This is a genomic window from Ruegeria sp. CG11, assembly GCF_056537245.1.
On record NZ_JBQFRE010000002.1, the window covers coordinates 413,901 to 435,570 of the forward strand.

The following is a 21,670-nucleotide window of genomic DNA, read 5'->3' on the forward strand; positions in this document are numbered from 1 at the left end:
GTTCCCTTTGAAATAGTGAGCTAGCGATAGCAGATCATTCGAATATTGAGGAGTTGCTACTCCAGCCCCTCTTCGCCCAACAAATGCCGCCCCTGCCGATCCTCGACCTCAATCACCCAGAGATCGGGATCAAAGCTGCGCTGGCGTTCGATGGCGGTGTCCACATCCGCCTCGGGGCCGGAGGAGAGTTCGACCCATTTGCGCTCACCGCTCATTAGGTCAAAGCTGCGCTGGAAGGCCGCTGCCTGACCATCCAGCGTGTTCAGTTTGATCAGAACCGCCCCCGCCGTGTCGTCGCCATGGGCCACGACAAACGCCGGGATTTCCTGAAAGCGAAGCCGCGCCAGATAGGCGTGGACCCAGAATTCAGCCGTCAGGCGGCTCATGTGTTGCCGTCTTTGAAATCCAGACCCATTTCCGAATAGCGCTCGGATTCCTCCAGCCAGTTGGGCCGGACCTTGACCTGCAGGAACAAGTGGATCTTGCGGTCGAGGAACTCTTCCAACTCGGCCCGCGCAGCCTGGCTGACGGCCTTGATCGTCTCACCACGTTTGCCCAACACAATGCCTTTATGGCCGTCGCGCATGACATAGATGACCTGATCGATCTTGGCGGAACCGTCCTTGCGCTCCTCCCAGTTCTCGGTCTCGACGGTCAGTTGGTAGGGCAGTTCCTGATGCAGGCGCAGGGTCAGCTTTTCTCGCGTCATCTCGGCCGCGATCATGCGCAAGGGCAGATCAGCGATCTGATCTTCGGGGTACAGCCACGGCCCTTCGGGCAGTTCCGAAGCGAGCCATTTGCGCAGATCATCCACACCAAAGCCCTTTTCCGCAGAAATCATAAAGGTTTCGGCAAAGGGATAGCGCCCGTTTAGATCGCTGGTCAGTGCCAGCAGCTTCTCGGAGGGCACCTTGTCGATCTTGTTGATCGCCAGCGCTACGGTGCGGCCCTGCCCGATTTCCTCCAGACCTTCGAGGATGCGTTCGACCCCTTCTGTGATGCCACGATGCGCCTCAACCATCAGCACGACGACATCGGCATCCGCAGCCCCGCCCCACGCGGCTGCGACCATGGCGCGATCCAGTCGGCGGCGCGGTTTGAACAGGCCGGGCGTATCGACGAACACCAATTGCGCATCGCCTTCCATCGCAACGCCGCGGATGCGGGCGCGCGTGGTCTGCACCTTATGCGTCACGATCGAGACCTTGGCCCCGACCATGCGGTTCAAAAGGGTGGATTTGCCTGCGTTGGGCTCTCCGATCAGGGCGATAAATCCGGCGCGTGTGGTCATGTTCAATGCGATCCTGTTTGCAAGTGCGCATCCCTATAGCAGAAAGGCCCGGCGGGCCAGAGGGATTTGTCGCATTGCCGCCATGCGGTTACGGTGGCAAAACCCGATCAAGCCGCGCCAGTCCCAGCCAGGCAATTCTTCTTATGTGAGGCAACAATGAAACGTCGCGAGTTTCTTTTCGGCAGCGGAGCCGCCGCCGGCGCGTTGGGCTTGGGCGGATTCGGACTGGCAGCGGGGGCGCAGGAACTGGTTGTTCAATCCGCCAGCTTTACACTGCGTGATCAGGTGACCACCGGTATGGTCAGCCTGTCGCCAGACGCGCCACCACCGGTTCTGTATGGCAAACAGGGTGAAGTGATGCGGCTGCCGGTGCGCAACACCCTACCAGACTACACGGCGATGCACTGGCATGGGCTGCGCATTCCCAACGGTATGGACGGAGTGCCCTATCTGACCCAGATGCCGATCGGACCGGGTGAGGTGTTTGACTATGAATTCACACCGCCAGATGCCGGCACCTATTGGTATCACCCCCATTGCATGACGATGGAGCAGATGGCCCACGGCCTGACCGGCGTGATGGTGATTGCTGAGGCCGAAGACCCCGGGTTTGACAGCGAACAGGTGGTCAATCTGCGCGATTTCCGACTGCATGATGATGGATCCTTCCTGCCTGCCTACACGACGCGCGGAGCCGCGCGGGCGGGTACATTCGGCAATCTGCAGACGGCGAACTGGCTGAACGGACCGGTCTATGATCACTCTGCTGGTGGTTTGGTGCGGTTGCGGGTGGTCAACACGGACACGACCCGCATCTACAAGATCCATTTGCAGGGCGCCGAGGCCCGGATCATCGCTTGGGACGGCCACCCAGTCGAGATTGAGGTGCCAATGCCCAACGCCGAGGCCCCCCTGTTGGTTGGCCCCGGGCAAAGGGTGGATTTCGCGGTACAGATGCCTGCAGGCGAAGGGCAGACCGTTGACCTGATGGCAAAGTTCCCGGGCCAACCACATCGCGCGATGATGCGGTTGCGAGCAACCGGGGCATCTGTGTCGCGCGACCTGCGCGAGTTGCTGCCCTTACCGGTAAACCCGGTGACCAAACCCGATCTGAGCAAGACCAAGATGCATGAGTTTGTCTTCGGTTGGACGCCCGAAGGGGGAGAACCGACCAATGGGTTCTGTGGCTCTCTGGGGGCCAATTTCTGGTCAATCAACCGGAAACCATGGCCCGGTGACGCGGTACAGAGGGTTGGCCCTCTGGTGACGCTGGCGAAGGGCGAAAGCTATGTCCTGCGGCTGCGCAACGAGTCGCCGAACCTGCATCCAATACATTTGCACGGTCTGGCCTTCTTACCGTTGAAATCGAACCAGCGCAGCCTGCCACCCCTCATGACAGACACGATGCTGCTGTTGAAGGATGAGGTCGTGGACATTGCCTTGGTTGCGGACAATCGCGGCGACTGGGCGTTCCACTGTCATGTGATCGAGCATCAGAAAACCGGGTTGACGGGCTTTATCCGGGTCATCTGAGTTTCGAATTGGCTGCGCCAATCCGACCGGCAGGGGGCCAGCCCCCTCGCCCTTATTTCAACCGGGCCACCCCCGAGGTATTATTGGCCAGATGAAGAAGACCCCTTTGTCGCTCGGGGCGGCTACTTCGACAGGCTTGCCAGCAAGGCCTTGGCCGCGGCCTGTTCGGCCTGACGTTTTGATCCCGCGGTGGCCTGCGCCTCGGTCCCGTCCTGCAGGCGGGCGGCGATAGTAAAGACGGGTGCGTGGTCCGGGCCGCTGCGTTTGACCTCGACATAGCTGGGCGGTTTCTGCCCCCGCGCCTGCGCCCATTCCTGCAGCGAGGTTTTGGCATCACGGGCATCGGCCTCGACCGTGTGGATGCGGTCGCCCCAAAGCGCCAGGATCACGTCACGCGCGGCCTCGAACCCCGCATCGCGGTAGATGGCGGCGATGACGGCCTCCATCGCGTCGCCCAGCAGAGCCTGTTTGCGACGACCTCCGGACAGCATCTCGGACCGGCCCAGTTTCAGCACGGCGCCCAGATCGATCTGGCGGGCGACGTCGGCGCAGGCCTCTTTGCGAACCAGCGCATTGAAACGGGGGGCAAGCTGGCCTTCTGAGGCTTTCTTGTCGGCCTCAAGCAGCGCGGTGGCCATCACAAGGCCCAGAACCCGGTCGCCCAAAAACTCCAGCCGCTGGTTATCCGGCCGGGTGGCCGACGAGACGGACCCATGCGTCAGCGCGCGGACCAGAAGCTCGGGGTTGGAGAATTCATACCCCAAACGCTGCTGAAACGCTTTTATGTCTGCCGAGAGCTTCAATTGACCGCCTTGAAGAAACGATCACCGCGCCATGTCCAGAAGAACAGCATCGACCGGCCCGCGGACGAGAACATGATCCGGTCGGCGCGACCGATCAGGTTTTCATACGGCACATACCCCACCCCACCTGCCGATTGCGGCAGACGGCTGTCGCTGGAATTGTCGCGGTTGTCGCCCATAAAGAAAAAGTGGCCTTCGGGCACCGTGTAGATACCGGTATTGTCGGAGGCCTGATTGCCGATATTCAACACATCATAGCTGACGCCATTCGGCAGGGTTTCAATCGACCGGGATTTTTCGCAGGCGCCGCCGACGCCCACCGGTCCGTTTTCACAGCGCGGGCGCAGGCGTTGCGGGCCTTGCGGAGCGGCCGTTTCGGTGAAGACGCCATCAGGCTTTTGCGGGACAGGCGTACCGTTCAGAATGATCTGACCCTCGCGGATTTGAATGCGATCACCCGGCAGGCCGATCAGGCGTTTGATATAATCACGCCCGGTGGCAGGGTGACGGAAGACGATGACGTCGCCGCGCTCGGGCTCCCCGCCCAGAAAGCGGGTGTTTTCGTCGCCCTGCATCCAACCACAGATGTCCTCGGCGTCGATGTCCAGGCCGATGCGGGGAATGATCAGGCTGGGGCAGGACGCGTAGGAATAGCCGTAGGCCATCTTGTTAACGAACAGGAAATCCCCGATCAGCAAGGTCTGCTTCATCGACCCAGAGGGGATCCAGAACGGCTGAAAGAACAGGGTGCGGAAAATGCCCGCAATCAGCAGGGCGTAGACGATGGTTTTGATCGTCTCCCACACGGGATTTCCGGTTTTGACGTCCTCGGCCATACTGCTCTCCGGTCCTTGGGTTGTTGGGGTGCTACATGCGTGGCCGTGGGGGGCAAGTCAAGGCTGTGTGGCGCGATCTTGAAGCGGCCGCGCCTCGATCACGACAAAGGCCTGCGCCCAGGGGTGGTCGTCGGTCAAGGTAACGTGGATGATCGCCTCATGCCCTTCGGGTGTCATCTCTTTCAGGCGCTCGGCGGCCCAGCCGGTGACGTGCATGACCGGCTGGCCGGTACGCAAATTGGTGACCGCCATATCCTTCCATGCGATGCCCATGCGCAGACCGGTACCCAGCGCCTTGGAACATGCCTCTTTCGCGGCCCAGCGTTTGGCATAGGTTCCCGCCGTGTCGGCGCGGCGTTCAGCCTTGCTCTGTTCAGTATCGGTGAATACACGGTTACGGAATCGATCGCCAAAGCGGTCGAGCGTGCCCTGAATGCGGTCGATATTCGCGAGGTCTGTGCCGATGCCGAGGATCATGCGCTTTGGTTCTTTTTCTTCAGAAACATCGCAAAGCCCCAATTGGCGCCAAGCACGAAGGCAAATCGACACAGAACGAACGAGATCAAACCGACAATAACAATCTGGACAGCATAGCGTATCAGCACCGTTTCGTCGGCCATCAGCGTCCAAAGCCCCAGCACGAAAACTTGGAACAGGAATAGCGCCAGAACGATACAAAGACCGGTCAGCACCATTTTTCTGGCTACGACCCAGCTTTTAAACGAGGGGTCGCAATGCTTGCCGCTCTGACCGGCCCACACCCCATAAAAGAGCGCCGCCACCACAAGAGCGAAACTCATGGGCATAAGCGGGAAGGGCAGATCAAATTCGAACACGCGCCTGACGATGGAAAAGACCAACAGAACCGCAAAGACGAGACCCACGTAAGTGACGTGGTCAAGCCTTACAGTGGCTTCTGTCTTAGGAGCGGGAATCTCTCGAGCCATTAAGCCCGCGCCTCATCCATCAAACGGCGCATCTCGGCGATGGCCGGGGTGAGGCCGCGAAAGATCGACTCGCCGATCAGAAAGTGACCGATATTCAGTTCACGCACCTCGGGGAAGGCCGCAATGGGTTTCACCGTGTCATAGGTAAGGCCATGGCCCGCGTGCACCTCAAGACCCAATGAGTGGGCAAAGGCGGACATTTCACGCAAGCTTGTAAGCTCACGTGCGGCCTCATCCATACGGCCCTCGGCATGGGCGTCGCAATAGGCACCGGTATGCAGCTCAATCACTTCGGCACCGATACGGTGGGCGGCCTCGATTTGGCTCTGATCGGCGGCGATGAAGATGGAAACCCGGCAGCCCGCCTCGCGCAGCGGCGCGATATAGTGGGCCAGCTTGTTCTCCTCGCGTGCGACCTCAAGCCCGCCTTCGGTGGTCCGTTCCTCGCGCTTTTCGGGCACGATGCAGACCGCGTGCGGTTTGTGACGCAGGGCGATCTGCTGCATTTCGGGCGTGGCGGCCATTTCAAAGTTCAACGGCACCGACAGAACTTCCATTAGACCATCGATATCAGCGTCCGAGATATGGCGGCGGTCTTCGCGCAGGTGGGCGGTGATGCCGTCAGCCCCGGCTTCCTCGGCCAGCTTGGCAGCACGCAGGGGGTCGGGATAAGCACCACCGCGCGCGTTGCGCACTGTGGCCACGTGGTCGATATTCACACCCAGACGCAGGAGGTTGTCAGACATCGCTTGGTTCCTTTTCCGAGTTACGCTCCGAGCCTACAGGAGGAGCAACCGGCACAGCCACCTTGGTTTCCGCCAGCCGTTTGATTTCATCAAATTTTGCCTTGATCCGGGCACGGCGGCGCTGCTGATAGGTCCGAACCACCGGCAGGCTGAGGTAATAGCAGATAAACCCCGCCAGAAGCCCGGGCAAGATGCCTCCGATCAGGTAGGGAAAGAACACTTCATCGTAAAACACGGCAAGGCCGCGCCAATCGGCAATGCGGTCTGTGAACATCGCCAGGAAATTGTTCTTCAGATCGCTCAGCGCTTTGGAAAAGCTATCCATCAGACCATGGGTTTCGCCTTCGTCGAAATCATCACCCAGCAGGTAGTTTCCGGTTTGCAGGCAGACGACGGCGATGGGCACATAAGTCAGCGGGTTGCCGAAAAACGTACCGCTGAGCGACGCCAGCAGGTTGCCGTTGATCAGTCGGCTGATAATGGCCGCGATAAAGAAGTGAAATCCGTAAAACGGCGTGAACGCGGTGAACACGCCCGCCCCGACGCCGCGCGCGATGCGTTCAGGAGAATCCGGCAGGCGCCGGATTCGGTGCTTGACGTAGTGAAAGGCTCGTGTCCAGCCACCGCGCGGATAGACAAACTCCGAAGCGATCCGAATGGGCGAGCGTCGGTCTCGGCGCTTGAAAACCACTCCTGATCACCCCTTCTCAACCAACCGCAACCGCGGGTTTTTCCCTGTCCCGGTGCCGTTCGACCGCGGCAACGTCGCTTTCGGCCTCAAGCATCAGCATCAGTGAATGCAGCTGTTCAAGGTCGCGCAGTTCGACACTGATCAGCAGACGGTAAAAATCCGGTTTGCGATCAACGAATTCCAGGTTCGAGATATTGGCCTTTTTCTCGCCGATCAATGTGCAAATGCGACCCAGTACCCCAGCGTCATTGCCGATAGTCAGATCCAGCGTCACACCATAGACGGCCGGGTGCGTGCCCGAATGCCAGTGCAGGTCGACCCAGCGGTCGGGCTCGCCTTCGTAATCGGACAGGCGGTCACAGTCGATGGCATGAACAACCACGCCCTTGCCGCGATAGGTGATACCGACGATGCGTTCACCCGGCAAAGGCTGGCAGCAGGGCGCCCGGTCAAACTTCTGCCCCGGTTCCAGACCGATCACCGCACGTCGTGGCGAAATGGCGTCGCCTTCGTCTTGCGTCAGTTCTGGATAGACCGAGCTGACCACATCATGCGCCGTGAGCTCGGCACTGCCGAGACGGGCCAGCAATTCGTGCCGATCCTTCAGGCGCAGGTGTTTGGCGGCGGTATCCAGAGCCTTATCGGTGGCCTTGCGACCAACATGCTCAAACCCGGATCGCGCCAGTTCCTTGCCAAGCTTGATAAACCGCTCACGATCAACTTCGCGCAGGGCGCGGCGGATTGCGGTACGCGCCTTACCGGTGACCGCAATCTCAAGCCATGTGACCTGAGGGGTCTGACCGTCAGCAGTGATGATGTCCACCGATTGCCCGTTCTTGATCCGGGTCCACAGCGGCACGCGGATGCCATCCACTTTTGCCCCTACACAAGCGTGACCGATACGAGTGTGGATGGCATAGGCAAAGTCGATCGGTGTCGCGCCGCGCGGTAGTTTCACCACGTCGCCCTTAGGCGTGAAGCAGAAAACCTGATCCGAGTACATTTCAAGCTTCACAGCTTCGAGGAAGTCCTCGTGATCATCCTCGCTGTCGAACTGTTCGGTCAGGTTGGCAATCCATTTGGCCGGATCAACAGCGAATGGGTTTTCCGAGCGCACGCCATCGCGATAGGACCAATGCGCCGCAACGCCGGTTTCAGCCACGTCGTGCATCTGGCGGGTGCGGATCTGGACCTCGACCCGTTTGCCATCACGCCCCGACACCGTGGTGTGGATCGAGCGATACCCGTTGGATTTCGGCTGACTGATATAATCCTTGAACCGCCCCGGCACCGCGCGCCAGCGTTGGTGGATTGCGCCCAATGTCCGGTAACAGTCTTCCTCGGTCTGGGTGATGATACGGAAACCATAGATATCGGACAGGCGCGAAAAGCCCTGATCCTTTTCCTGCATCTTGCGCCAGATCGAATAGGGTTTCTTGGCGCGGCCGAACACCTCGGCGTCGATCCCGGCCTTTTCCAGTTCGTGCCGCATGTCACCGGTGATGCGATGGATCACGTCGCCGGTTTCACGTTGCAGAGTGATAAACCGGCGGATGATCGACTGACGGCCTTCGGGGTTTAGAACGCGGAAGGCGAGGTCTTCCAGTTCCTCGCGCATCCACTGCATCCCCATCCGGCCTGCAAGCGGAGCGTAGATATCCATCGTCTCGCGCGCCTTGACGATCTGCTTTTCCGGGCGCATCGCCTTGATGGTGCGCATGTTGTGCAGACGGTCGGCCAGCTTGACCAGAATGACCCGCAAGTCCTTGGACATGGCCATGAACAGCTTGCGGAAGTTTTCGGCCTGCTTGGTCTCACGACTGGAAAGCTGAAGGTTGGTCAGCTTTGTCACGCCATCAACCAGCTTGGCGACCTCATCGCCGAACAACTCGGACACCTTGCCGTAATTAGCCTTGGTGTCTTCGATCGTGTCATGCAACAGCGCCGTGATGATGGTCGCATCATCCAGACGCTGTTCAGTCAGGATGGCGGCAACGGCAACGGGATGGGTAAAATAGGGTTCGCCGGAGTGGCGGAACTGACCGTCATGCATCTGCATCCCGAACTCGTAGGCCCGGGCGATGCGATCAGCATTGGTTTTTGGGTTGTAGTTGCGGACCAGCGCAATCAGGTCATTAGCAGAAATCATCCGGTCCGCACCTTCGTTTTTGGGGCTTACCCCTGGCCTTGAGCCTCCATCAGAGCGCGCAACAGCTTCTCTTCCGACATGTCATCCTCGGCCGGTTTGTCCGATTCCGCACCCATCAGCAGAGCCATCTGATCTTCTTCGGGCTCGTCGACCTCAATCTGGGTCTGGTTGGCCTCGATCAGGCGCTCGCGCAGTTCGTCGGCGCTCTGGGTCTCATCCGCAATCTCGCGCAGCGAAACGACAGGGTTCTTGTCGTTGTCACGGTCAACGGTGATCGACGCACCGGCGGAAATCTCGCGCGCACGATGGGCGGCAAGCATCACCAGTTCAAACCGGTTCGGAACCTTGTCTACGCAATCTTCAACCGTCACGCGGGCCATGGGGCGCTCTCCGTTACTGAATCCATGTCAGGAAGACGTTTATCTATGCGCGAATCCCCGCCTTGACAAGCAAGAAATACCGCAAATGCATCATTCACAGAGGGGTGACTGCCGCAAGATCCTCGGCGGGCAGGTCTGCCAGCATCTCGGCGACAGTCCGCCCCAGCACCGGATGGCGCCAGTCGGGGGCCACATCCGCCATCGGAACCAGCACAAACGCGCGATCCTGCATGCGCGGATGCGGCAGGATCAGCTGGTCCGGAGCCTGCTGCGTCTGCACCTCGGGCGGCAGCGCCAGCCATCGGTCATACACGGCGCGATCCGGCAACACCCGGTCGCCATAGCAGACCAGATCCAGATCTAGCGTGCGCATCCCCCAGCGCTGCACCCGTTCGCGACCGAATTCATGCTCGACCTCATGCAGCACGTGCAACAGGTCTTCCGGGGTTTTGTCCGTCTCGATCAGGGCGGCTGCATTTACATAGTCGGGTCCAGCTCCGGGCGGGAAGCAGGGGGTCTCGAAAAAGCGACTGACGGCGCGAATCACCACCCCATGACGCAAAATCGCGTCAATTCCCCTTTTAAGTGTCACCTTGGGTCCTGATTCTCTCAAACTGAGATTTCCACCCAGTGCAATCACCGCTTCAGACGAAAAAATGCCCATTAGACTCCCTATATTCTGCGAATTGCATGCTTGCGATACACATCAAATGCCCTAATTATAGACGTATCAGCGCGCCGCATTTTATCTAGCTCACTCACCTAACACTCGGCGTCGCTGGTTTGTACCGGAAGGAACTATTTATGTTTTATAAAGACGAACGGCTAGCGCTGTTCATCGACGGCTCGAATCTTTATGCGGCCGCAAAAGCACTGGGGTTTGACATCGACTATAAATTGCTGCGCCAGGAGTTCATGCGCCGCGGCAAGATGCTTCGTGCTTTCTACTACACAGCGCTGCTCGAAAATGACGAGTATTCGCCGATCCGTCCTTTGGTTGACTGGCTGCATTACAACGGCTTCACCATGGTGACGAAACCGGCAAAAGAATACACCGACAGCATGGGGCGTCGGAAAGTCAAAGGAAACATGGACATCGAACTGACCGTTGATGCCATGGAACTGGCGCCACGCGTCGATCATATTGTGCTGTTCTCGGGCGATGGGGATTTCCGCCCGCTGATTGCCAGCCTGCAACGTCAGGGCGTGCGCGTATCGGTCGTCTCGACCATTCGCAGTCAGCCGCCGATGATCTCGGACGAGCTGCGCCGTCAGGCCGACAACTTCATCGAACTGGAAGACCTGCGCGATGTGATCGGGCGGCCTCCGCGTGAAATGCCGATGGAGCCGCGCAGCGTTGCGGCTGCCGGCGGACAGTAAAACCCCGGCCACACACCAAACCGGGGGAAGAAACAGGCGCGGTCAGGGTATGAAATCCTGACCGCGCTTTTTTAACTAAGAACAGGTGCTGAAAACGCCTTCTGGCTAGCACTGATTCATGTCAGGCAAATGACAATGTGGCGTCTGGACCAAGTCCGGGAAAAGACTTACCTGTGGCCTATGGAGACTGCGACATGACCAAGCCCCCTCTGACCCTTTACCTTGCCGCGCCACGTGGCTTTTGTGCCGGTGTGGACCGGGCGATCAAAATCGTCGAAATGGCGCTGCAGAAATGGGGGGCCCCCGTCTATGTGCGCCATGAGATCGTGCACAACAAGTTCGTCGTTGACGGGTTGCGCGCGCAGGGTGCGGTGTTTGTCGAGGAACTGGACGAATGCCCCGATGACCGCCCCGTGATTTTTTCGGCCCATGGCGTTCCGAAGTCTGTGCCTGCGACGGCCGCACAACGCGAGATGATCTATGTCGACGCCACCTGCCCGTTGGTCTCGAAGGTGCATGTCGAGGCCCAGCGCCACGCCGATGCCGGTTTGCAGATGATCATGATCGGCCACAAGGGCCACCCCGAGACGGTCGGCACCATGGGTCAGTTGCCCGATGGCGAGGTTCTACTGGTCGAAACCGTCGAAGATGTGGCCACCGTGCAGGTGCGCGATCCGGACAAGCTGGCCTATGTCACCCAGACCACCCTGTCGGTGGATGACACCAAAGACATCGTAGCCGCGCTCGAGGCTCGGTTCCCGGCTATCGTCGGCCCCCACAAGGAAGACATCTGCTACGCCACCACCAACCGGCAAGAGGCCGTGAAAGCCGTGGCCCCGAAATCGGATGCTCTGCTGGTGGTCGGCGCGCCGAATTCATCGAACTCACGCCGTTTGGTCGAGGTCGCCTCGCGCGCCGGGTGCAATTACGCGCAACTGGTGCAACGCGCGACCGATATCGATTGGCGCGCGCTTCAGGGTATCTCGTCCGTCGCCATTACCGCGGGCGCTTCGGCCCCCGAAGTGCTGGTCAACGAAGTGATCGACGCTTTCCGGGATCATTTCGACGTCACCGTCGAATTGGTCGAGACTGCCGTTGAAAACGTCGAGTTCAAAGTCCCCCGCGTCCTGAGGCAACCCGCATGAGGGGCATTCCAAGGGCCCCGCTATTTCTGGGGCTGGCTGGGCTGATCCCGTTCCTCTGGGGCGCACTGACCTATCTAAGTGATGATCTGCACGCCTGGGGAACGCAGACGCTTGGATCACGCTTTGTGGGGCCGTATGTGCAGCTGTTCTACGGCTCGGTGATCCTCAGCTTCATGTCGGGGGTCTTGTGGGGGTTCGCCACCAAGACCTCGGGCAGCAAGGCGGCGACCTGCTATATGCTGTCGGTTCTGCCTGCGCTATGGGCGTTCTTTAAAACCGGTGGCGGTCCGGTCAGCACCGGCACCAACCTGATGTACGGGTTTGCCGGGGTGCTGGTTTTGGACGCCCTCTTTGCCTATTGGCGCCTGACCCCAACCTGGTGGTTGCGGCTGCGCGCAACGCTGACCGTCATCGTACTGGCCTGCCTGGCCGTAGGAGTTTACCTGTGACCGATAAACGAACCATCAACGCCTATACGACCCGCGTGGCGAACTATCTTCAGATCCCCCTGCCCCCGGAACAGATCGAAGCCCGCATGGCCTTTGCCGAGGCCGTGGGCGAAGGTTACATTCTGGATCTGGGCGCAGGTCCCGGGTCCGACAGCAGTTTTTTCATGCGCGAGGGCCTGACCGTTCGGGCGTTGGATGCAACCCCCGCCTTTGTCGAGCACGCGCGGGAAAACGGCGTCGATGCGCATCTGGGCACGTTTGACGACGTCACCGAAGAAGCCGAGTATGACGGCATCTACGCCAGCTTTTCTCTGCTGCACGCCCCCCGGGCGGACTTCCCCCGCCATCTGGCAGCAATCCACCGGGCGCTGAAACCCGAGGGTGTCTTTTTCCTTGGCCTAAAACTGGGCACCGGTGAGCATCGAGACGAACTGGACCGCCACTACACCTATTTCTCACAGACCGAGATCGAAGAGGCTCTGGAGCAGGCTGGCTTCACCATTGACCGGATCACCACCGGCATGGGCACAGGGTTGGCCGGGTCCTATGACGGGTTCATTCTGGTGCTGGCCCATGCCTGAGCTGTTTGCCTATACCGACGGTGCCTGTTCCGGCAATCCCGGCCCCGGTGGCTGGGGCGTGCTGTTGCGAGCGATTGACGGCGACAAAGTCCTGAAAGAGCGCGAGTTGAAGGGCGGCGAAGCCGAGACCACCAACAACCGTATGGAACTGTTGGCCGCAATAAGCGCACTGGAAACGCTGGAGCGTGCCTCGAAGATTACCGTGGTCACCGACAGCGCCTATGTAAAGAACGGCGTCACCGGCTGGATTTTCGGGTGGAAGCGGAACGGCTGGAAGACATCGAACAAGAAGCCCGTCAAGAATGTCGATCTTTGGCAGCGGCTGGATGAGGCGCAGACCCGCCATGATGTGACCTGGGAATGGGTGAAGGGCCACGCGGGCCACCCCGAAAACGAAAAAGCCGATGAGCTGGCCCGCGCGGGCATGGCCCCATTCAAGCCGAAAAAGGCGCAGACGTGAGCGGGCTGGCCCTGCTGGACTATGCCTCGGTTCTGGTATTTGCCCTGACCGGCGCATTGGTCGCCAGCCGGGCACAGCTGGATCTGGTGGGGTTTGCCTTCATCGCCTGCCTGACGGCGGTGGGCGGCGGCACGGTACGGGATTTGCTGCTGAACCGAGATCCGATTTTCTGGGTCGGGCAGCCCGACTATATCCTCATCGCCGTTGCCGCGGCGGTGCTGGTGTTCTTTACCGCCCATCTGGTCGAAAGCCGCTATAACTGGCTGATCTGGCTGGATAGTTTCGCATTGTCCGTCGCGGTGGCCGCCGGTACGGGTGCCGCGCTGTCGCTGGACCAATCGGGCGTGATTGTCGTGCTGATGGGCATTTCCACCGGCTGTCTGGGCGGGTTGATGCGCGACGTGGTCTGCAACGAGGTGCCACTGGTCCTGAAACAGAGTGAGCTTTATGTCTCCTGCGCATTTGCAGGGGCGCTGACCGCTGTGGTTGCAAACCGGCTGGGTTTTGAAGAGCTTGTCGCCCTTGGCGCCTGTGCGCTGATCTGTTGGGCCTTGCGGGCCGGTTCGCTTCTGTTTGGCTGGCAACTGCCCGTCTATAAAAGCCGCCCGCCGCGCAATTGAGAAAGGCCTGACCCCGCGATGAAAAAGTCGCCAATTTTCGCCGCAACTGGTTTTGTACTTCTGAGCGCCTGCGCCGAATACTACGAGCCGATCCGGTTCGAAGCGCAAGGGGATGAGATTGTCGTTGTTGGCACCATCGACCACACAACGTTGACCGAGTTTGAAGAGGTCACCCGGCAGAACCCACAGATCAAAACTCTTGTGCTGCAATATATCGAAGGGTCAGTGGATGACGATGCCAACGTCGTCTTTTCGCGCGTCGTTCGTAAACAGGGGTTTGACACGGTTGTACCCTCGGATGGGATGGTCGCCTCGGGCGGAACAGACCTGTTTCTGGCAGGCAAGCGGCGTGTTCTGGAACCCGGGGCCTGTGTTGGCGTCCACAGCTGGGGCGGCTGGAACATCGTCGCCACCGAAATTCCAGCAGATGACCCCGAGCACGACCGCTATCTCGACTATTACGAAGATATCGGCGTTGACGACGCGTTTTATTGGTACACGCTCGACGCCGCACCTGCAGAGGGGATGCACTGGATGACAGCAGCCGAGGCCGATCAATACAACCTGACCTCCGGCAGGGCACCGCGTCTTGGCTCACCCGCTGTCTGCGACGAACGCTAAGGTCAGCGTGACAGCAGCCGCGCGCCGATTTCCTTAACGAATTTCGCCGCCACCATCGCCGTCATCCCGTATGGGTCACGGTGCGGGTTCAACTCGACAATATCGGCACCAACTAACTGGCCTTTGAACCGATGGATCAGGTTGATCACCTCACGCGTGCTGAGCCCGCCGGGTTCATGATGCGACACGCCCGGTGCAAAGGCCGGGTCCAGCGCATCCAGATCCAGAGACAGATAGACCGGGCCGTCAAAGCTGATCTCAAGATCGGGGCGCCAGTTCTGCATGTCGATCACCTCAACCCCGAACTTGTCGGCCTGCTCTTGCTGGTGCTTGTTCATCGTGCGGATGCCGACCTGAACCAGACGATTGATCTGGCAGGTCTCCATTACGCGCGCGAAAGGGCAACCATGGCCCAGCGGGCCGATCTGCTGACTGTCATAGAGGTCGGGGTGCGAGTCGATATGCAGGATATTCAGCCCCTCATACCGCTCGGCATGGGCCTTGATCAGCGGATAGGCCACCGAGTGATCGCCGCCCAGCGACAACAGCCGCGCTCCGGTTGCGATGCGGGCGGCGGCCCCGGCTTCGATCCGGTCGATGGGCTCCTGCCCCATCATCTCAAACACGTCGAGATCGCCGGCATCCTTGAACCGGTCGGTCGCTCCCAGATCGGTGCCATCCTCGGCGGTCAGGTTCGCGGCCCCGGAATGCAACGCCTCACGAATACGGCCCGGCGCAAAGGCTGGCCCCTGCAGGAACGAGGAGTGCAAATCCAGCGGCACCCCCATCAGGGCGACGTCACCGGGGTTTAGTTCGTATGGCATGGCGTATCTTTCGGGTTGAGAGTTCCGGCGATCAGGCCGATATCCCACCCAAAGGTCAAGAGGTTAGCGACGCAAGCAGGTTTGCCAAATCCAGATGACCAACAACGCGCCCAACACGGCGCCGACAAAACCCGACAGCCAGCCCGCCACAGTGATCAATGCGCGCAGAAGGAAACCTCCCACCAGCGCACCCACGATGCCGATAAGCATAGTCGTGGGGATGTCGGCCTCGATCCGCATCAGGCGGGTGGCCAGAAACCCGGCGGCGGCTCCAATAACGATCAGGGCGATGACCGGCACGTTATTTCCTCCAATGCGTCGGCACGATGATCAGCGCGCCGATGGATGAGATCACAGCGTTCAGACCGGGCGGGCCAAAGCTGATGCCGAACATGATGCGGACGAAATAGAACAGGAAGGCACCGCCCACGCAAATGATGATCGAGGGCAGGTATCCATTGTGGGTGAACCCGGTTTTTTCGGACAGATATCCCACGATACCGGCAATCACGACGGTGCCCATCAGGACCATGAACATCTGGCTTACTCCGAATTCAGGCGGGTTCCGACCGCGACTGGCCAACCCCGCAGGAAGGTTTCCGCATCCTGTGCGCCCTTTCCTGCCCGCTGCAGGCGCAACAGGTCAATCGCCCCCTCGCCACAGGCCACGCGGAGTGTGTCGTTCAGAACCTCTCCGGGCGCACCCTGCCCGTCGGCCAGTGTCGAGACCAGCAGTTTGACCCGGTCGCCCGCTATTTCGGTCCAGGCACCGGGAAAAGGTGATAGGCCGCGGATCTGACGATCAACCTCAACCGCCGGGCGGGACCAGTTCACCCGCGCCTCGGCCTTGTCGATTTTCGAGGCATAGGTGACGCCGTCCTCGGGCTGAGGCTCGGGTGTCAGTTCCGACAGACGGGCCAATGCCTCGACGATCAGATCGGCCCCCATGGGCGCCAACCGGTCATGCAGTTGTGCCGTGGTTTCCTGCGGCCTGATATCGGTGGCCTGCCGCAACAGGACGGGGCCGGTGTCCAGCCCGGCCTCCATCTGCATGATGCAGATACCGGTTTGCGCATCACCTGCCATGATCGCCCGGTGGATCGGCGCGGCGCCGCGCCAGCGCGGCAGCAGGCTTGCGTGGATGTTCAGGCAGCCATGCGTGGGCGCATCCAGAATGGGTTGCGGCAGCAGCAACCCATACGCCACGACCACCGCAACGTCGGCTTTCAGATCAGCAAACGCGGCCTGTTCCTCAGGGGATTTCAACGAGACCGGGTGGCGAACAGCCAGACCCAGCGCCTCAGCCCGTGCGTGAACGGGCGTCGGGCGATCTTTCTTGCCCCGCCCCGCCGGGCGCGGAGGCTGGCAATACACGGCAGCAATCTCATGCCCGGCCTCGACCAGCGCATCCAGCACCGGAACCGAAAACTCGGGCGTTCCCATGAAGACAACGCGCATGGTCACCCCTGTTTCTTGGCTTTGCGCAGCAGCATGTCGCGTTTGACCTTGCTGAGCCGGTCGAAGTACATCCGACCGTTCAGATGGTCGATCTGATGCTGCACGCTGGTGGCCTCGATCCCCACAAAATCGCGACGGTCGATCATGCCCTGTTCGTTCAGGAATTTCACCGTCACCGCACGCGGACGTTTCACCTTGGCAGACACGCCGGGCAGGTTCGGACTGGCCTCTTCATGCTCGCGCAATTCGATCGAGCTGTGCAGGATTTCGGGATTCGCCAACCGCACCGCCTTGCCACGCTCGGTTGAGCCATCCACAACCGCCAGCCGCAGCATCACCCCGATCTGCGGGCCTGCGAGGCCAACACCGGGCATCGCCTCCATCGTGTCGATCATGTCGTCCCAGATGGCGCGGATTTCATCGGTAATCTCGGCCACGTCATCGGCCCTGGTCCGCAGACGTTTGTCTGGCCACGGCAGGCAGGTGCGAACGGTCATGCGCGGGCCTGTTCGCGTTTCAGTTTCTGCATCTTGCGGGTGATCATCTGGCGTTTCAGCGGTTTGAGATAGTCGATGAACAGCTTGCCGTTCAGATGATCGATCTCATGCTGCACGCAGGTCGCCCAGAGGCCATCGAAAGTCTCCTGCTGCAGGTTGCCATTGCGATCCATCCACGTGACGTCCACCACTTTGGGCCGGGTTACTTCGGCGAATTGTTCGGGGATGGACAGGCAGCCTTCCTCATAGGCGCTGGTTTCCTCCGAGGATGCGATGACCTCGGGGTTGAACATGACCAGCGGGCGCGGCGCTTCGCCTTCTTCCTTAACGCAGTCCATCACGATCAGGCGATCCAGCACGCCGATCTGCGGTGCCGCCAGCCCGATGCCGGGGGCGTCATACATTGTTTCCAGCATGTCGTCGGCCAGTTTGCGCAGCTCGTCCGACAGATCGGTCACCGGGGCGCAGACCTTTTTCAGACGGGGGTCGGGATGGATCAGGATATTGCGTTTCATGGGCTTGATGTAGGCCATCCCGCCCCCCGCCGCAACGCCCCCCTTGCGCCTGCCGGAATTGTGGCTAGCTTTCCACCCAACAAACGGAGCAGACATGACTTTCAACGACCTGACCGACCGCCGCGGAACCAACAGTTCCAAATGGGACAAGATGGAAGACCTGTACGGCGTGTCGCCGCAGGATGGGCTGGCCATGTGGACGGCCGATTCCGACTATGCCACCGCGCCTTGTGTGATCGAAGCGGTGCGCGAAGCGGCCGATCACGGCGTTTTTGGCTATTCCTGGACGCACCCCGATTATCTGGCCTCGGTCCAGTGGTGGATGAAGAACCGCCACGATTGGGAGATCGACACCGATTGGGCGTTGACCTCGCAGGGGCTGGGCAATGCGATCGCCCTGTGCCTGGATGTCTGGACCGAGCCCGGCGACGGGGTGGTGATTTTCACGCCCGTCTACCATGAGTTCGCTTACAAGGTGAACAAAACCGGCCGCCGCGTGGTCGAATGCCCGCTGGTTCGTGACGGCGACAGCTATGGCGTCGATCTGGAGGACGCGCAGTCGCGGTTGGACGGGTCGGAGAAAATGCTGCTGTGGTGTTCGCCGCAGAACCCCTCGGGCCGGGTCTGGACACCGGACGAGCTGCGGGCCGTGGCCGCGTTTGCCGAACGGAACGGGTTGATCCTGGTCTCGGACGAGATCCACCACGATCTGGTTTATCCCGGCAACAAGTTTGTGCCGATGGATGTGGCCGCACCCGATGCGCGGCCTTGGACGGTGACACTGACGGCTGCGTCCAAGACGTTCAACATTGCGGGTCAGCGTACCGGCAACATGATCATCCCCGACCCTGAGTTGCGCGCGGCCATGCGCTATCGGCTGCACACGCTGGATTATGCGCCCAGTGCGCTGGGTGTCGCCATGATCACCGCCGCCTATTCTCCGGCAGGTGCGGCCTGGGTCGATGAGCAGATCACCCATCTGGACGGCAACCGCAAACTGTTCGACGCGACCATCGCCGAAATCCCCGGCCTGTGGTCGATGCCCCTGCAGGCCACCTATCTGGCCTGGGTCGATTTCTTGGGCACCGGCATGGACCACGACGAGTTCGTCCGCCGCCTGCGCGAAGACGCCAAGATCGCCACTTCCTCCGGCCCTGGCTTCGGCCCGGGCGGTGAGAATTTCGAGCGGTTCAACCTCGCCACCCAACGCGCACGGGTGGAAGAGGCCTGCGCCCGCCTGAAACACGCGTTTGCCGATTTGCAATGAGACCATGCGGCGGATCGCACGCATAGTCCTGCTGATCTGCCTGATTGGCGCGGCGTGGTTTGGCTGGCATCGGTTCGGACCACGCCCTCCTGCGCCGCCCATGGCCCCTGAGGCCACGCAAATCGACCATATCCTGATTGAGAAATCTGCCCGCCGACTAACCGCATCGTTGAACGGTGCCATTGTCATGCAGGCGGATGTTGCGCTGGGGTTCGAGCCCGAAGGCGACAAACAGCAGGAAGGTGACGGCAAGACCCCTGTTGGGATCTTCCATATCGACCGTCGAAATCCGCAGAGCGCTTTTCACCTCTCACTCGGGATCAACTATCCTTTGCCCGAAGATATCGACCGTGCCCAAAATCAGGGTGTTGATCCAGGCGGAGATATCTTCATCCACGGACAGCCGAACGGCGTCACAGGCCTGACATTGCCCGGAGACTGGACGGCAGGCTGTATCGCCCTGTCAAATGCCGAGATGGCGCAGCTTTGGAGCCTGACACGCAACGGCACAGTAGTGGAAATCCGCCCCTAGTCTTCATACCCCAACAGCGCGATCGGAGCATCTGGCGCGCGGTAGAAATCCAGCGGTGCCTTGTCGGCCGCGGCGGTGCTGCGCTTGAATTCGTAACGCATCTCACCCGCTTCCTCGTCATCCGCGATAATCAGACATTGGTACAGGTGGCGCGCGCCGTCATAGATATCGACCAACCCGCGCAGCTGCGGCGTGGTTTCGGCCTCAACCGTAAAGCCATCCTTCCACAATCTGAGAACTTTAAAGGTATTGTCGCCAAATTCGACGCGAAGACGGCTGGTTTTCTTTAATCCTGCGATTCGCGCTGCATCCAATTCGGCGCTCATCTCTTTAGAAACATAGGTTGTCATAATAAATTCCCCCCGGAAAACGGACTCCATTGTGCGGCATTGACTGTAAAAATCCAGTGAAGACGGTCACATAGCGCGGCACCAATTCGATCTGTTGCACGGAAATCTCAATCCGGCCTGTGCGTCCATGCAGACCTGATGCGCGGTGCCTAACGTGGGAAGGCCCCGATCAAAGCCCTATGTTTGCGGAAACGCACAAGCGGAGGATGCGCAATGGGCCTATTGGTCGACGGCAAATGGCAAGACACCTGGTATGACACCAAATCCACCGGCGGCGCCTTCAAACGCAGCGCCGCGCAGTTCCGCAACTGGCTGACCGCTGATGGCAGCGCAGGCCCATCCGGTACGGGCGGTTTCAAAGCAGAACCTGACCGCTATCACCTCTATGTCAGTCACGCCTGCCCTTGGGCGCACCGCACGCTGATCTTCCGCGAACTGAAAGGGCTGAGCGACCTGATCTCGGTGTCAGTTGTGCATCCGGATATGCTGGACAAGGGCTGGACCTTCGAAACGGATGGCCACGGTGCAACCGGCGATACGCTCTATGGTTTCGATTTCGCGCACCAAATTTATACCAAGGCCGACCCCTCCTACACGGGTCGTGTCACTGTGCCGATCCTGTGGGACAAGCAGCAAGAGACCATCGTTTCCAACGAAAGTTCGGAAATCATCCGCATGTTCAACGCGGCCTTTGACGGGATTACCGGCAATACCGACGATTACTGGCCCGGCGCGATGCGAGATGAAATCGAAGAGGTCAACGCGCGCATCTATTCCGACGTCAACAACGGCGTCTACAAGGCGGGCTTTGCCACCACCCAACAGGCTTATGACGCGGCCGTAGCCCCACTGTTCGACACGTTGGACTGGCTCGACGCCCGCCTGTCCCGGAATCGCTACCTGATGGGCGACCGTGTGACCGAGGCCGACTGGCGCCTGTTCACCACCCTGATCCGGTTTGACCCAGTCTACCACCTTCACTTCAAATGCAACCGTCGGCGGCTGGTCGATTACCCGAACCTATGGGCCTATACCCGCGAGCTGTACCAATGGCCGGGTGTCGCCGGGACCGTGAACATGAACCACATCGTGCGCCACTATCACTTCAGTCACGACACGATTAATCCGAACCGGATCATCCCGGTGAACCCTGTCTTGGATTATCTGGAGCCCCACAGGCGCGATCAGCGGCCCGCCGCATAATGTTCGACCATCGCCGCCAGGTCCTCTGGCGGCGTTGCGCTTTGCACATAGGCGCAAGCGTTTGGGCTGTGGGCAAAAATCGACCCGTCCGAGAAAAAGGTGGTGTTGGTGACAAAGATCACCCGCGCCTCGGGGCGGCGGTAGCTGGCGAAATCCGCTACTGCCAGCGCACTTCCGGTTTCCAACACCAGATCCAATACGATGATATCAAAATCCTGGCCATAGAGCGCAAGAATAGCAGCCTCTTGTCCCGGCACCAGTGTCACTTCGGCACCGTGCCGTTCAAGATGCCTTTTCCAGACCCGACCAAGGTCGGGGTTACTCTCAACAATCAAAACATTCATTCGCAACAACCTCGGCACTTGAAAAAGCGTCTGGTGCCGTCCCCCGTA

The 21,670-nt window shown here is 60.1% G+C and carries 30 protein-coding genes; 11 read left to right on the plus strand and 19 right to left on the minus strand.

The features are described 5' to 3' along the window. Positions 1 to 56: 56 nt before the first annotated feature. Together ACR0KW_RS08155 and era are read right to left on the minus strand one after the other, a co-directional pair. Positions 57 to 386, minus strand: a complete 330-nt coding sequence (locus ACR0KW_RS08155; RefSeq protein WP_480804539.1) for a DUF1491 family protein — start codon at positions 384 to 386, stop codon at positions 57 to 59. Continuing rightward, positions 383 to 1,291 (minus strand): GTPase Era, encoded by a 909-nt coding sequence (gene era, locus ACR0KW_RS08160; RefSeq protein WP_170328312.1) that lies wholly within the window; start codon positions 1,289 to 1,291, stop codon positions 383 to 385. The genes ACR0KW_RS08155 and era overlap by 4 nt, the downstream gene beginning before the upstream one ends. Before the next feature lie 156 nt (positions 1,292 to 1,447). Here era and ACR0KW_RS08165 point away from each other — a divergent pair, with 156 nt between their 5' ends. Beyond that, on the plus strand, positions 1,448 to 2,824 hold the full coding sequence (locus tag ACR0KW_RS08165) for a multicopper oxidase family protein (protein WP_480804540.1): 1,377 nt from the start codon (positions 1,448 to 1,450) through the stop codon (positions 2,822 to 2,824). Positions 2,825 to 2,946: 122 nt separating this feature from the next. On the opposite strand, the gene rnc is transcribed toward ACR0KW_RS08165, so the two are convergent. The 9 genes from rnc to folK all read right to left on the minus strand — a co-directional run bounded on the left by rnc (position 2,947) and on the right by folK (position 10,040). Beyond that, positions 2,947 to 3,627 carry a ribonuclease III gene (gene rnc, locus ACR0KW_RS08170; RefSeq protein ID WP_480804541.1) on the minus strand — a complete coding sequence of 227 codons (681 nt, stop codon included), beginning with the start codon at positions 3,625 to 3,627 and terminating at the stop codon, positions 2,947 to 2,949. Then, positions 3,624 to 4,463: a signal peptidase I gene (lepB, locus tag ACR0KW_RS08175; RefSeq protein WP_480804542.1), complete on the minus strand. Its 840-nt coding sequence runs from the start codon at positions 4,461 to 4,463 to the stop codon at positions 3,624 to 3,626. The genes rnc and lepB overlap by 4 nt, the downstream gene beginning before the upstream one ends. A 57-nt stretch (positions 4,464 to 4,520) precedes the next feature. After that, complete coding sequence (gene acpS / locus ACR0KW_RS08180; RefSeq protein ID WP_480804543.1) at positions 4,521 to 4,940, minus strand: holo-ACP synthase; 420 nt, start codon at positions 4,938 to 4,940, stop codon at positions 4,521 to 4,523. Further along, complete coding sequence (locus tag ACR0KW_RS08185; RefSeq protein ID WP_480804544.1) at positions 4,937 to 5,410, minus strand: hypothetical protein; 474 nt, start codon at positions 5,408 to 5,410, stop codon at positions 4,937 to 4,939. Before ACR0KW_RS08185 ends, acpS begins: the two co-directional genes overlap by 4 nt. After that, the gene (locus tag ACR0KW_RS08190; protein ID WP_480804545.1) at positions 5,410 to 6,156 is read right to left on the minus strand and encodes a pyridoxine 5'-phosphate synthase; all 747 of its coding nucleotides are present in this window, start codon (positions 6,154 to 6,156) and stop codon (positions 5,410 to 5,412) included. Before ACR0KW_RS08190 ends, ACR0KW_RS08185 begins: the two co-directional genes overlap by 1 nt. Beyond that, positions 6,149 to 6,847, minus strand: coding sequence for a DUF2062 domain-containing protein (locus ACR0KW_RS08195; protein WP_480804546.1), 699 nt, complete (start codon positions 6,845 to 6,847; stop codon positions 6,149 to 6,151). The genes ACR0KW_RS08190 and ACR0KW_RS08195 overlap by 8 nt, the downstream gene beginning before the upstream one ends. Before the next feature lie 16 nt (positions 6,848 to 6,863). Beyond that, positions 6,864 to 8,996: a RelA/SpoT family protein gene (locus ACR0KW_RS08200; RefSeq protein ID WP_480804547.1), complete on the minus strand. Its 2,133-nt coding sequence runs from the start codon at positions 8,994 to 8,996 to the stop codon at positions 6,864 to 6,866. Positions 8,997 to 9,022: 26 nt separating this feature from the next. Then, positions 9,023 to 9,376 carry a DNA-directed RNA polymerase subunit omega gene (gene rpoZ, locus ACR0KW_RS08205; RefSeq protein ID WP_170328321.1) on the minus strand — a complete coding sequence of 118 codons (354 nt, stop codon included), beginning with the start codon at positions 9,374 to 9,376 and terminating at the stop codon, positions 9,023 to 9,025. Between the two features lie 94 nt (positions 9,377 to 9,470). Beyond that, on the minus strand, positions 9,471 to 10,040 hold the full coding sequence (gene folK, locus ACR0KW_RS08210; protein WP_480804548.1) for a 2-amino-4-hydroxy-6-hydroxymethyldihydropteridine diphosphokinase: 570 nt from the start codon (positions 10,038 to 10,040) through the stop codon (positions 9,471 to 9,473). A 140-nt stretch (positions 10,041 to 10,180) separates the two neighbouring features. Between folK and ACR0KW_RS08215 the strand changes: the two genes are divergently transcribed. The 7 genes from ACR0KW_RS08215 (at position 10,181) to ACR0KW_RS08245 (ending at position 14,632) form a co-directional block, all read left to right on the plus strand. Further along, the gene (locus ACR0KW_RS08215) at positions 10,181 to 10,756 is read left to right on the plus strand and encodes a LabA-like NYN domain-containing protein (protein WP_058283597.1); all 576 of its coding nucleotides are present in this window, start codon (positions 10,181 to 10,183) and stop codon (positions 10,754 to 10,756) included. Between the two features lie 194 nt (positions 10,757 to 10,950). Further along, positions 10,951 to 11,901, plus strand: a complete 951-nt coding sequence (gene ispH / locus ACR0KW_RS08220; RefSeq protein WP_170328323.1) for a 4-hydroxy-3-methylbut-2-enyl diphosphate reductase — start codon at positions 10,951 to 10,953, stop codon at positions 11,899 to 11,901. Beyond that, positions 11,898 to 12,350, plus strand: a complete 453-nt coding sequence (locus tag ACR0KW_RS08225; RefSeq protein WP_480804549.1) for a DUF3429 domain-containing protein — start codon at positions 11,898 to 11,900, stop codon at positions 12,348 to 12,350. The genes ispH and ACR0KW_RS08225 overlap by 4 nt, the downstream gene beginning before the upstream one ends. Further along, positions 12,347 to 12,931 carry a class I SAM-dependent DNA methyltransferase gene (locus tag ACR0KW_RS08230; protein ID WP_480804550.1) on the plus strand — a complete coding sequence of 195 codons (585 nt, stop codon included), beginning with the start codon at positions 12,347 to 12,349 and terminating at the stop codon, positions 12,929 to 12,931. The genes ACR0KW_RS08225 and ACR0KW_RS08230 overlap by 4 nt, the downstream gene beginning before the upstream one ends. Next, the gene (gene rnhA, locus ACR0KW_RS08235; RefSeq protein WP_480804551.1) at positions 12,924 to 13,391 is read left to right on the plus strand and encodes a ribonuclease HI; all 468 of its coding nucleotides are present in this window, start codon (positions 12,924 to 12,926) and stop codon (positions 13,389 to 13,391) included. The genes ACR0KW_RS08230 and rnhA overlap by 8 nt, the downstream gene beginning before the upstream one ends. Then, a complete protein-coding gene (locus ACR0KW_RS08240) occupies positions 13,388 to 14,011 on the plus strand; it encodes a trimeric intracellular cation channel family protein (RefSeq protein WP_480804552.1) in 624 nt (207 codons plus the stop codon). Before rnhA ends, ACR0KW_RS08240 begins: the two co-directional genes overlap by 4 nt. An 18-nt stretch (positions 14,012 to 14,029) precedes the next feature. After that, positions 14,030 to 14,632, plus strand: a complete 603-nt coding sequence (locus ACR0KW_RS08245) for a COG3904 family protein (protein WP_480804553.1) — start codon at positions 14,030 to 14,032, stop codon at positions 14,630 to 14,632. A 2-nt stretch (positions 14,633 to 14,634) separates the two neighbouring features. Here ACR0KW_RS08245 and speB read toward each other — a convergent pair whose 3' ends face one another. From speB to def (ACR0KW_RS08275), 6 genes are all read right to left on the minus strand, one after another. Continuing rightward, positions 14,635 to 15,456, minus strand: a complete 822-nt coding sequence (speB, locus tag ACR0KW_RS08250; RefSeq protein ID WP_480804554.1) for an agmatinase — start codon at positions 15,454 to 15,456, stop codon at positions 14,635 to 14,637. A gap of 63 nt (positions 15,457 to 15,519) precedes the next feature. Then, complete coding sequence (locus tag ACR0KW_RS08255) at positions 15,520 to 15,756, minus strand: GlsB/YeaQ/YmgE family stress response membrane protein (RefSeq protein ID WP_480804555.1); 237 nt, start codon at positions 15,754 to 15,756, stop codon at positions 15,520 to 15,522. Between the two features lies 1 nt (position 15,757). Further along, entirely contained in the window at positions 15,758 to 15,994 is a 237-nt protein-coding gene (locus ACR0KW_RS08260) for a hypothetical protein (protein WP_170328331.1), read from the minus strand. Between the two features lie 5 nt (positions 15,995 to 15,999). After that, positions 16,000 to 16,914: a methionyl-tRNA formyltransferase gene (gene fmt, locus ACR0KW_RS08265; RefSeq protein WP_480804556.1), complete on the minus strand. Its 915-nt coding sequence runs from the start codon at positions 16,912 to 16,914 to the stop codon at positions 16,000 to 16,002. A 2-nt stretch (positions 16,915 to 16,916) separates the two neighbouring features. Further along, entirely contained in the window at positions 16,917 to 17,411 is a 495-nt protein-coding gene (gene def / locus ACR0KW_RS08270) for a peptide deformylase (RefSeq protein ID WP_480804557.1), read from the minus strand. Continuing rightward, on the minus strand, positions 17,408 to 17,926 hold the full coding sequence (gene def, locus ACR0KW_RS08275; RefSeq protein ID WP_480804724.1) for a peptide deformylase: 519 nt from the start codon (positions 17,924 to 17,926) through the stop codon (positions 17,408 to 17,410). The genes def (ACR0KW_RS08270) and def (ACR0KW_RS08275) overlap by 4 nt, the downstream gene beginning before the upstream one ends. Positions 17,927 to 18,020: 94 nt before the next feature. On the opposite strand from def (ACR0KW_RS08275), the gene ACR0KW_RS08280 reads away from it, so the two are divergent. Both ACR0KW_RS08280 and ACR0KW_RS08285 read left to right on the plus strand, forming a co-directional pair. Beyond that, positions 18,021 to 19,193: a MalY/PatB family protein gene (locus ACR0KW_RS08280; protein ID WP_480804558.1), complete on the plus strand. Its 1,173-nt coding sequence runs from the start codon at positions 18,021 to 18,023 to the stop codon at positions 19,191 to 19,193. Between the two features lie 4 nt (positions 19,194 to 19,197). Then, positions 19,198 to 19,725, plus strand: a complete 528-nt coding sequence (locus ACR0KW_RS08285) for a L,D-transpeptidase family protein (RefSeq protein ID WP_480804559.1) — start codon at positions 19,198 to 19,200, stop codon at positions 19,723 to 19,725. Here ACR0KW_RS08285 and ACR0KW_RS08290 read toward each other — a convergent pair. Then, positions 19,722 to 20,075: a hypothetical protein gene (locus ACR0KW_RS08290; protein ID WP_170328336.1), complete on the minus strand. Its 354-nt coding sequence runs from the start codon at positions 20,073 to 20,075 to the stop codon at positions 19,722 to 19,724. The two genes, ACR0KW_RS08285 and ACR0KW_RS08290, sit on opposite strands and share 4 nt — an antisense overlap. 213 nt (positions 20,076 to 20,288) lie before the next feature. Here ACR0KW_RS08290 and ACR0KW_RS08295 point away from each other — a divergent pair, with 213 nt between their 5' ends. Beyond that, positions 20,289 to 21,278 carry a glutathione S-transferase family protein gene (locus ACR0KW_RS08295; RefSeq protein ID WP_480804560.1) on the plus strand — a complete coding sequence of 330 codons (990 nt, stop codon included), beginning with the start codon at positions 20,289 to 20,291 and terminating at the stop codon, positions 21,276 to 21,278. Here the strand turns inward: ACR0KW_RS08295 and ACR0KW_RS08300 are convergent. Next, the gene (locus tag ACR0KW_RS08300; protein ID WP_170328338.1) at positions 21,260 to 21,622 is read right to left on the minus strand and encodes a response regulator transcription factor; all 363 of its coding nucleotides are present in this window, start codon (positions 21,620 to 21,622) and stop codon (positions 21,260 to 21,262) included. The two genes, ACR0KW_RS08295 and ACR0KW_RS08300, sit on opposite strands and share 19 nt — an antisense overlap. Positions 21,623 to 21,670: the final 48 nt, after the last annotated feature.

Coding starts and splice junctions, on each gene's coding strand:
- ACR0KW_RS08155 (WP_480804539.1), bottom strand. CDS start 386: ATGAGCCGCCTGACGGCTGAATTCTGGGTCCACGCCTATCTGGCGCGG.
- era (WP_170328312.1), bottom strand. CDS start 1,291: ATGACCACACGCGCCGGATTTATCGCCCTGATCGGAGAGCCCAACGCA.
- ACR0KW_RS08165 (WP_480804540.1), top strand. CDS start 1,448: ATGAAACGTCGCGAGTTTCTTTTCGGCAGCGGAGCCGCCGCCGGCGCG.
- lepB (WP_480804542.1), bottom strand. CDS start 4,463: ATGGCCGAGGACGTCAAAACCGGAAATCCCGTGTGGGAGACGATCAAA.
- acpS (WP_480804543.1), bottom strand. CDS start 4,940: ATGATCCTCGGCATCGGCACAGACCTCGCGAATATCGACCGCATTCAG.
- ACR0KW_RS08185 (WP_480804544.1), bottom strand. CDS start 5,410: ATGGCTCGAGAGATTCCCGCTCCTAAGACAGAAGCCACTGTAAGGCTT.
- ACR0KW_RS08190 (WP_480804545.1), bottom strand. CDS start 6,156: ATGTCTGACAACCTCCTGCGTCTGGGTGTGAATATCGACCACGTGGCC.
- ACR0KW_RS08200 (WP_480804547.1), bottom strand. CDS start 8,996: ATGATTTCTGCTAATGACCTGATTGCGCTGGTCCGCAACTACAACCCA.
- rpoZ (WP_170328321.1), bottom strand. CDS start 9,376: ATGGCCCGCGTGACGGTTGAAGATTGCGTAGACAAGGTTCCGAACCGG.
- folK (WP_480804548.1), bottom strand. CDS start 10,040: ATGGGCATTTTTTCGTCTGAAGCGGTGATTGCACTGGGTGGAAATCTC.
- ACR0KW_RS08215 (WP_058283597.1), top strand. CDS start 10,181: ATGTTTTATAAAGACGAACGGCTAGCGCTGTTCATCGACGGCTCGAAT.
- ispH (WP_170328323.1), top strand. CDS start 10,951: ATGACCAAGCCCCCTCTGACCCTTTACCTTGCCGCGCCACGTGGCTTT.
- ACR0KW_RS08225 (WP_480804549.1), top strand. CDS start 11,898: ATGAGGGGCATTCCAAGGGCCCCGCTATTTCTGGGGCTGGCTGGGCTG.
- rnhA (WP_480804551.1), top strand. CDS start 12,924: ATGCCTGAGCTGTTTGCCTATACCGACGGTGCCTGTTCCGGCAATCCC.
- ACR0KW_RS08245 (WP_480804553.1), top strand. CDS start 14,030: ATGAAAAAGTCGCCAATTTTCGCCGCAACTGGTTTTGTACTTCTGAGC.
- speB (WP_480804554.1), bottom strand. CDS start 15,456: ATGCCATACGAACTAAACCCCGGTGACGTCGCCCTGATGGGGGTGCCG.
- ACR0KW_RS08260 (WP_170328331.1), bottom strand. CDS start 15,994: ATGTTCATGGTCCTGATGGGCACCGTCGTGATTGCCGGTATCGTGGGA.
- fmt (WP_480804556.1), bottom strand. CDS start 16,914: ATGCGCGTTGTCTTCATGGGAACGCCCGAGTTTTCGGTTCCGGTGCTG.
- def (WP_480804557.1), bottom strand. CDS start 17,411: ATGACCGTTCGCACCTGCCTGCCGTGGCCAGACAAACGTCTGCGGACC.
- def (WP_480804724.1), bottom strand. CDS start 17,926: ATGAAACGCAATATCCTGATCCATCCCGACCCCCGTCTGAAAAAGGTC.
- ACR0KW_RS08280 (WP_480804558.1), top strand. CDS start 18,021: ATGACTTTCAACGACCTGACCGACCGCCGCGGAACCAACAGTTCCAAA.
- ACR0KW_RS08285 (WP_480804559.1), top strand. CDS start 19,198: ATGCGGCGGATCGCACGCATAGTCCTGCTGATCTGCCTGATTGGCGCG.
- ACR0KW_RS08290 (WP_170328336.1), bottom strand. CDS start 20,075: ATGACAACCTATGTTTCTAAAGAGATGAGCGCCGAATTGGATGCAGCG.
- ACR0KW_RS08295 (WP_480804560.1), top strand. CDS start 20,289: ATGGGCCTATTGGTCGACGGCAAATGGCAAGACACCTGGTATGACACC.
- ACR0KW_RS08300 (WP_170328338.1), bottom strand. CDS start 21,622: ATGAATGTTTTGATTGTTGAGAGTAACCCCGACCTTGGTCGGGTCTGG.